This is a genomic window from Fulvimonas soli (genome assembly GCF_003148905.1).
Lineage (GTDB): Bacteria > Pseudomonadota > Gammaproteobacteria > Xanthomonadales > Rhodanobacteraceae > Fulvimonas > Fulvimonas soli.
On the sequence record NZ_QGHC01000006.1, the window covers coordinates 34,082 to 40,186 of the forward strand.

At 70.0% G+C, this 6,105-nt stretch carries 7 protein-coding genes, 4 tRNA genes and 1 pseudogene; all 12 read left to right on the plus strand.

All coding sequences use genetic code 11. The features are described from left to right. The first annotated feature begins 62 nt into the window (after window positions 1–62). Window positions 63–139: transfer RNA gene (locus tag C7456_RS08735), tRNA-Gln, on the plus strand. A 54-nt stretch (window positions 140–193) separates the two neighbouring features. Continuing rightward, window positions 194–1,132 carry a ribose-phosphate diphosphokinase gene (locus C7456_RS08740; RefSeq protein WP_109723605.1) on the plus strand — a complete coding sequence of 313 codons (939 nt, stop codon included), beginning with the start codon at window positions 194–196 and terminating at the stop codon, window positions 1,130–1,132. A 161-nt stretch (window positions 1,133–1,293) separates the two neighbouring features. After that, a complete protein-coding gene (locus tag C7456_RS08745; protein ID WP_109723370.1) occupies window positions 1,294–1,950 on the plus strand; it encodes a 50S ribosomal protein L25/general stress protein Ctc in 657 nt (218 codons plus the stop codon). A 51-nt stretch (window positions 1,951–2,001) separates the two neighbouring features. Beyond that, window positions 2,002–2,604: an aminoacyl-tRNA hydrolase gene (pth, locus tag C7456_RS08750; RefSeq protein ID WP_109723371.1), complete on the plus strand. Its 603-nt coding sequence runs from the start codon at window positions 2,002–2,004 to the stop codon at window positions 2,602–2,604. Window positions 2,605–2,693: 89 nt separating this feature from the next. Continuing rightward, complete coding sequence (gene ychF / locus C7456_RS08755; protein ID WP_109723372.1) at window positions 2,694–3,785, plus strand: redox-regulated ATPase YchF; 1,092 nt, start codon at window positions 2,694–2,696, stop codon at window positions 3,783–3,785. Window positions 3,786–3,877: 92 nt separating this feature from the next. After that, window positions 3,878–4,315 (plus strand): GyrI-like domain-containing protein, encoded by a 438-nt coding sequence (locus C7456_RS08760; RefSeq protein ID WP_109723373.1) that lies wholly within the window; start codon window positions 3,878–3,880, stop codon window positions 4,313–4,315. A gap of 276 nt (window positions 4,316–4,591) precedes the next feature. After that, window positions 4,592–4,864 (plus strand): annotated as a pseudogene (locus C7456_RS08765) (isoaspartyl peptidase/L-asparaginase); the annotation flags it as partial. Between the two features lie 78 nt (window positions 4,865–4,942). Beyond that, the gene (locus tag C7456_RS08770) at window positions 4,943–5,443 is read left to right on the plus strand and encodes an acyl-CoA thioesterase (RefSeq protein WP_109723375.1); all 501 of its coding nucleotides are present in this window, start codon (window positions 4,943–4,945) and stop codon (window positions 5,441–5,443) included. Between the two features lie 91 nt (window positions 5,444–5,534). Further along, window positions 5,535–5,620, plus strand: a tRNA-Tyr gene (locus C7456_RS08775). An 18-nt stretch (window positions 5,621–5,638) separates the two neighbouring features. Then, a tRNA-Gly gene (locus tag C7456_RS08780) sits at window positions 5,639–5,712 on the plus strand. A gap of 137 nt (window positions 5,713–5,849) precedes the next feature. Further along, a tRNA-Thr gene (locus C7456_RS08785) sits at window positions 5,850–5,925 on the plus strand. Between the two features lie 86 nt (window positions 5,926–6,011). Continuing rightward, window positions 6,012–6,105 (plus strand): GTP-binding protein (locus C7456_RS17735; protein ID WP_005434227.1); only part of this gene is annotated, 94 nt, incomplete at its 3' end.

A 6,105-nucleotide genomic window follows, 5' to 3' on the forward strand; every position in this document is an offset into this window, starting at 1 on the left:
CCGGAGCGCTGCGCGGGCGGGCGGGAGCCGCGCGGCACGTCGCGGCTCGCGCATTGAAACGGTGGGGCGTCGCCAAGCTGGTTAAGGCACGGGATTTTGATTCCCGCATGCGCAGGTTCGAATCCTGCCGCCCCAGCCACCATCCAACCGCACTCTGGGTCTAGAGGAACACACCGTGGACACGTCCACCCCGATGCTCTTCACCGGCAATGCCCACCGCGCGCTGGCCGAGGAGGTCGCCCACCGGCTGGGCGTGCCGCTGGGCAAGGCGCTGGTCGGCAGGTTCAGCGACGGCGAGGCGCAGGTCGAGATCGAGGAGAACGTGCGCCGCCAGGAAGTGTTTTTGATCCAGCCCACCGGCGCGCCGAGCGCGGAGAACCTGGTGGAGCTGCTGACCCTGGTGGACGCGCTCAAGCGCGCCTCGGCGGCCAGCGTCACCGCGGTGATCCCGTACTTCGGCTACGCCCGCCAGGACCGCCGTCCGCGCTCGGCGCGCGTGCCGATCACGGCGAAGATGGTGGCCAAGCTGATCGGCACCGTCGGCGTGGACCGCGTGCTCACGGTGGACCTGCACGCGGACCAGATCCAGGGCTTCTTCGACATCCCGGTGGACAACGTCTACGCCTCGCCGCTGCTGCTGGCGGACATCTGGCGCAACCACTCGATGGACGACCTGATCGTGGTGAGCCCGGACGTGGGCGGCGTGGTGCGCGCGCGCGCCATCGCCAAGCGGCTGGACGACGCCGACCTGGCGATCATCGACAAGCGCCGCCCGCGCGCCAACGTCGCCACGGTGATGAACATCATCGGCGAGGTGGACGGCAAGACCTGCGTGCTGGTGGACGACATCGTCGACACCGCCGGCACGCTGTGCGCGGCGGCCGCGGCGCTGAAGGAGCGCGGTGCGCGCAAGGTGGTGGCCTACTGCGTGCACCCGGTGCTGTCGGGCGCGGCGATCGGCAACATCGAGAACTCGCAGCTGGACCAGCTGGTGGTCACCAACACGCTGCCGCTGCGCCCCGAGGCGCAGGCGTGCGCGAAGATCCGCCAGCTGTCGGTGGCCGAGCTGCTGGCCGAGACGATCCGCCGCATCGCCTTCGGCGAGTCGGTGAGCTCGCTGTACGTGGATTGAGATCGGGGCGCGGGGAGCGGGGAACGGGGAACGCGAAGCCTGGCGCAAGCCTGCTTTGGTTCCCGTGCCCCGCTCCCCGTTCCCAACCACCGGCTCTCCTGGTCGCGGGAGAGTCGCCCCTCCGCCGCAAGGCGGAGTCATCAAACCAAGGTAGTACCCCAATGTCCCAGACCCATGAAATCAAGGCCGAAGTCCGCAAGGACGCGGGGAAAGGTGCGAGCCGCCGCCTGCGTCGCGCGGCCTACGTGCCCGCCGTCGTCTACGGCGCCGGCCAGCCGCCGCAGAACATCCAGATCGAGCACAACACCGTGCTGCTCGCCGCCAAGCACGAGTGGTTCTTCTCCTCCGTGCTCGACCTCAACGTCGACGGCAAGGTGCAGAAGGTGCTGGTGCGCGACTGGCAGAAGCATCCGTACAAGCAGCAGATGCTGCACATGGACTTCCTGCGCATCGACGAGAACCACGCCATCCGCGTCAACGTGCCGCTGCACTTCCTCAACCAGGAGAGCTCGCCGGCCGGCAAGACCTCCGGCGTGGTGATCTCGCACAACCTGACCGAGGTGGAAGTCTCCTGCTTGCCGAAGGACCTGCCCGAGTTCATCGAGCTGGACCTGGCCGACCTCAAGCCCGGCGACATCATCCACCTGTCGCAGGTCAAGCTGCCCAAGGGCGTGGAGATCCCGGCGCTGCACCTGGGCGCCGACCACGACATCGCCGTGGTGACCGCCAACGCGGTGAAGGAAGAGGTCGAGGAGACCCCGGCCGCCGCCGAGGGCGCCCCCGCCGAGGGCGAAGCCAAGCCGGCCGAGAAGAAGTAAGCCGCTCGCGTCCCGCGCCCGCCCGGGCGCGGGACGCCGGCCCGCCGCTGCATGGCAGGACTCAAGCTCATCGTCGGCCTGGGCAATCCCGGCGCCGAGTACCTCCGAACCCGGCACAACGCCGGGTTCTGGTTTGTGGACGCCCTGGCGTCGGCGCAGGGCGAGCGCTGGGGCTTCGACGGCAAGCTGCACGGCGAGGCCTGCAAGGCGCGCGTGGGCGGCTCGCCGGTGTGGCTGCTCAAGCCGGCCACCTTCATGAACAAGAGCGGCCTCGCGGTGGCCTCGGCGCTGCGCTACTACAAGATCGCGCCGGAGGAATGCCTGGTCGCCCACGACGACCTGGACCTGCCCCCCGGCACGGTGCGGCTGAAGTTCGACGGCGGCCACGGCGGCCAGAACGGCCTGCGCGACATCGCCGCGCACCTCGGCCACGGCCGCTACCACCGGCTGCGCATCGGCATCGGCCATCCCGGCCACAAGGACAAGGTGACGCCGTGGGTGCTCGGCCGGCCCTCGGCGCAGGACGAGGACGCCATCCTCGGCGGCATCGCCCGCGCCCTGGACGTGCTGCCGCTGGCGGTGGACGGGCAGTTCGACAAGGCGATGCAGTGGCTGCATACGGCGGGAACGGGGAACGGGGAACGGGGAACGTGATGCGCCCGGCAAGAGCCGCATCGTTCCACCTGACCTGATCCACACGTTCCCCGTTCCCCATTCCATTCCCCGTTCCCCGGAGTTCCACCATGGGCATCAAATGCGGCATCGTCGGCCTGCCCAACGTCGGCAAGTCCACCCTGTTCAACGCCTTGACCCGCGCCGGCATCGCCGCGGCCAACTTCCCGTTCTGCACCATCGAGCCCAACGTGGGCGTGGTGCCGGTGCCCGACCCGCGGCTGGACGCGCTGGCCGAGATCGTCAAGCCGCAGAAGGTGGTGCCCACCGCGGTGGAGTTCGTCGACATCGCCGGCCTGGTGGCGGGCGCGTCGAAGGGCGAGGGCCTGGGCAACAAGTTCCTGGCGCACATCCGCGAGGTGGACGCGATCGCCCACGTGGTGCGCTGCTTCGAGCACGGCGACATCGTGCACGTGGCCGGCAAGGTCGACCCGGTCGCCGACATCGAGACCATCGACACCGAGCTCGCGCTGGCGGATCTCGAGTCGGTGGAGAAGGCGCTCAACCGCGCCGAGCGCGCCGCCAAGGCCAACGACAAGGAGGCGCTGGCGAAGAAGCCGGTGCTGCAGAAGCTCGCCGCCGTGCTCAACGAGGGCCGCTCGGCGCGCAGCGCGGGCCTGGACGCGGAGGAGCGCGCGCTGGTGCGCGACCTGTTCCTGCTCACCCTGAAGCCCTTGATGTACATCGCCAACGTCAAGGAGGACGGCTTCGAGAACAACCCGCACCTGGACGCAGTGAGGGCGCGCGCCGCCGCCGAGGGCGCCGAGGTGGTGCCGGTGTGCGCGGCGATCGAGGAGGAGCTGTCGCAGCTGGACGAGGCCGACCGCGACGAGTTCCTCAAGGACCTCGGCCTCGAGGAGCCCGGCCTCAACCGCGTGATCCGCGCGGCGTACAAGCTGCTCGACCTGCAGACCTACTTCACCGCCGGCGTGAAGGAGGTGCGCGCCTGGACGGTCAAGCGCGGCTCCACCGCGCCGCAGGCGGCGGGCGTGATCCACAGCGACTTCGAGCGCGGCTTCATCCGCGCCGAGACGGTCTCCTACGAGGACTTCATCCAGTACAAGGGCGAGGCCGGCGCCGCCGCGGCGGGCCGGCTGCGCAAGGAAGGCAAGGACTACGTCGTCAAGGACGGCGACGTGCTGCACTTCCTGTTCAACGTCTGAGCCTGGGCCGCCGCTTTCGTCGCGTTTCATGAAACTGCGTCGGGGAAACCAGGACCAGGGCCTCTCCGCCGCCATCGCCAAGGAGGGACGACATGCACATCCGGATCATCGAGCCGATCGCCGTGCTGCAACGGCACGAGCGCCTGACGGTCGCGCAGGTCGGGGCGCGCGCGGCGCCCGCCTATGCCGAGCTGCATGCCGAGGCCAAGGCGCGCGGCCTCGGGATCGACGGGCCGCCGATCTTCCGGGCGCGGCACATGCCCCAGGATGCGCACAGCGAATTCGGGATGGCCTTCTGCCTGCCGGTGGCCGGCGACGGGGCGCAGCGGCTGCCGCGCCTGCGATGCGCCTGCCTAGTGCATGAAGGCCCGCTCGCCGAACTGTTCGCCCGCGGTTACCAGCCGCTGCTGGCCGCCATCGCCGCGGCCGGGCTGCGGACCCTTGGCGAGAGCCGCGAGGTCTACCACGTGTGGCAGGGGCCGCAGTCGCCGGACAACCGCATCGAGATCCAGATCGGCGTCGAGGAGTGAGGGCCTGAGGGTCAATTCACGCTCTTCCCGTATCCCGCCGGGAACCGTCCGCGCGCGGGGCAGGGAAGAGCGAGAGTGGATGCCGCTCCGCGACGGTGCGGCCTGGCGGGAGCGGGACGAGGGCCCGGGCATCGCGGCCGGAGGCCGCTCCCACCAGGCTGGCGAGGCTCCCTGTGGGAGCGGCCTGACGCGAGGCCGCTCATCCCGCCGGCCGCCTTCCCGGCGCTCTTCCCCGGAAGGTCTTGAACAGGCGCTCAGGGCGCGCTGCCGCCGAACGTCTGCCTGCGCATGGCGATGCTCGGCCAGTCCGCCGCGGAGGCCGGCCGCGCGGTGATCCAGGACGAGATCCCGGGCCTGGGCGGCGATGGCGGCGCCATCGTGCCGGGCGCCGACGGCGAGGTGGCGATGCCGTTCGGCACCCGGGGCATGTACCGCGGCTGGATCGGCGCCGACGGCGTGCCGCACGTGACCATCTCGGCGGCGATGGGCTCGCGCTGCCGGCACCGTCTCCCTGGGCCGGGCGTGCCCCATTCGCCGGCGTCGCCGTGACGGAGCGCGGCGCCCGCGGGCGGCAGGACGGCCGGCGGCAGGCATAATGGCCGCCCGCCAGCCGTCCGGAGCCCGTCCATGCCAGGCCAGCAGCACGAGGTCACCTTCCGCTTCCTCGCCCAGCCCACCGACGTCAACTTCGGCGGCAAGGTGCACGGCGGCATGGTGATGAAGTGGATCGACCAGGCCGGCTACGCCTGCGCGGTGGGCTGGAGCGGCGCGTACTGCGTCACCGTGTCGGTCAGCGGCATCCAGTTCGTCAAGCCGATCCTGATCGGCGACCTGGTCGCCGTGCACGCGCGGCTGATCCACACCGGCACCTCCAGCATGCACCTGGCGGTGGATGTCACGGCCAGCGACCTGCGCAGCGGCGAGCGGCGCCTGGCCACCAGCTGTGCGATGGTGTTCGTGGCGCTGGACGCGCCGGACGGCAAGCCGACCCCGGTGCCGCACTGGGAGCCGCGCACCGAGGCCGAGCGCCGCCTGCAGGCGCAGGCCAAGCGCCTGCTGGAGCTGTCCAAGGGCATGGAACAGCTGGTCGAGGCGCACGCGCCGGAGCAGTTGCCGGAGCAGGCCTGAACGGCGGATTCCCGCGGCCCGCGCGGCCCGTTCCCGCGCCCTCGGGTGTTGACAGTTCCCGGGGCGATCCACACAATAGCCGTTCTTTGTTGGAGGGATACCCAAGCGGCCAACGGGGGCAGACTGTAAATCTGCTGGCTTACGCCTTCGGTGGTTCGAATCCACCTCCCTCCACCAGTACGAGTTCCGCGCCGGGCGGGAGTAGTTCAATGGTAGAACCTCAGCCTTCCAAGCTGATGGTGCGGGTTCGATTCCCGTCTCCCGCTCCATTGCTGCTTTCGTCGGGCAAGCGAACGGCGCCGGGTCGGGGTTCCATCGGCGCCGGCCGGGTGCCTCGGCTTTTTTGAGAAGTCCGGCATGGAGGCTGGTCTGATCTTCGCCGTCACGGAGGATGGCTGAAGTACACGCTCATGTAGCTCAGTCGGTAGAGCACTTCCTTGGTAAGGAAGAGGTCGCTGGTTCGATTCCAGTCATGAGCACCACCTCGCGCGGCTGCCGCGGTTACCGGTCGGGTCCGGCCGGCCGGGTTTCCTTCCTAATTCATTGACTCCATCGGGGTTTGACGCTCATGGCAAAGGGAAAGTTCGAACGCACCAAGCCGCACGTGAACGTGGGCACGATCGGTCACGTGGACCACGGCAAGACGACGCTGACGGCGGCGC

Excerpts from the sequence above, each read along its gene's own strand:
- C7456_RS08760 (WP_109723373.1), top strand. The coding sequence starts at position 3,878 with ATGCACATCCGGATCATCGAGCCGATCGCCGTGCTGCAACGGCACGAG.
- C7456_RS08770 (WP_109723375.1), top strand. The coding sequence starts at position 4,943 with ATGCCAGGCCAGCAGCACGAGGTCACCTTCCGCTTCCTCGCCCAGCCC.
- C7456_RS08740 (WP_109723605.1), top strand. The coding sequence starts at position 194 with ATGCTCTTCACCGGCAATGCCCACCGCGCGCTGGCCGAGGAGGTCGCC.
- C7456_RS08745 (WP_109723370.1), top strand. The coding sequence starts at position 1,294 with ATGTCCCAGACCCATGAAATCAAGGCCGAAGTCCGCAAGGACGCGGGG.
- ychF (WP_109723372.1), top strand. The coding sequence starts at position 2,694 with ATGGGCATCAAATGCGGCATCGTCGGCCTGCCCAACGTCGGCAAGTCC.
- pth (WP_109723371.1), top strand. The coding sequence starts at position 2,002 with ATGGCAGGACTCAAGCTCATCGTCGGCCTGGGCAATCCCGGCGCCGAG.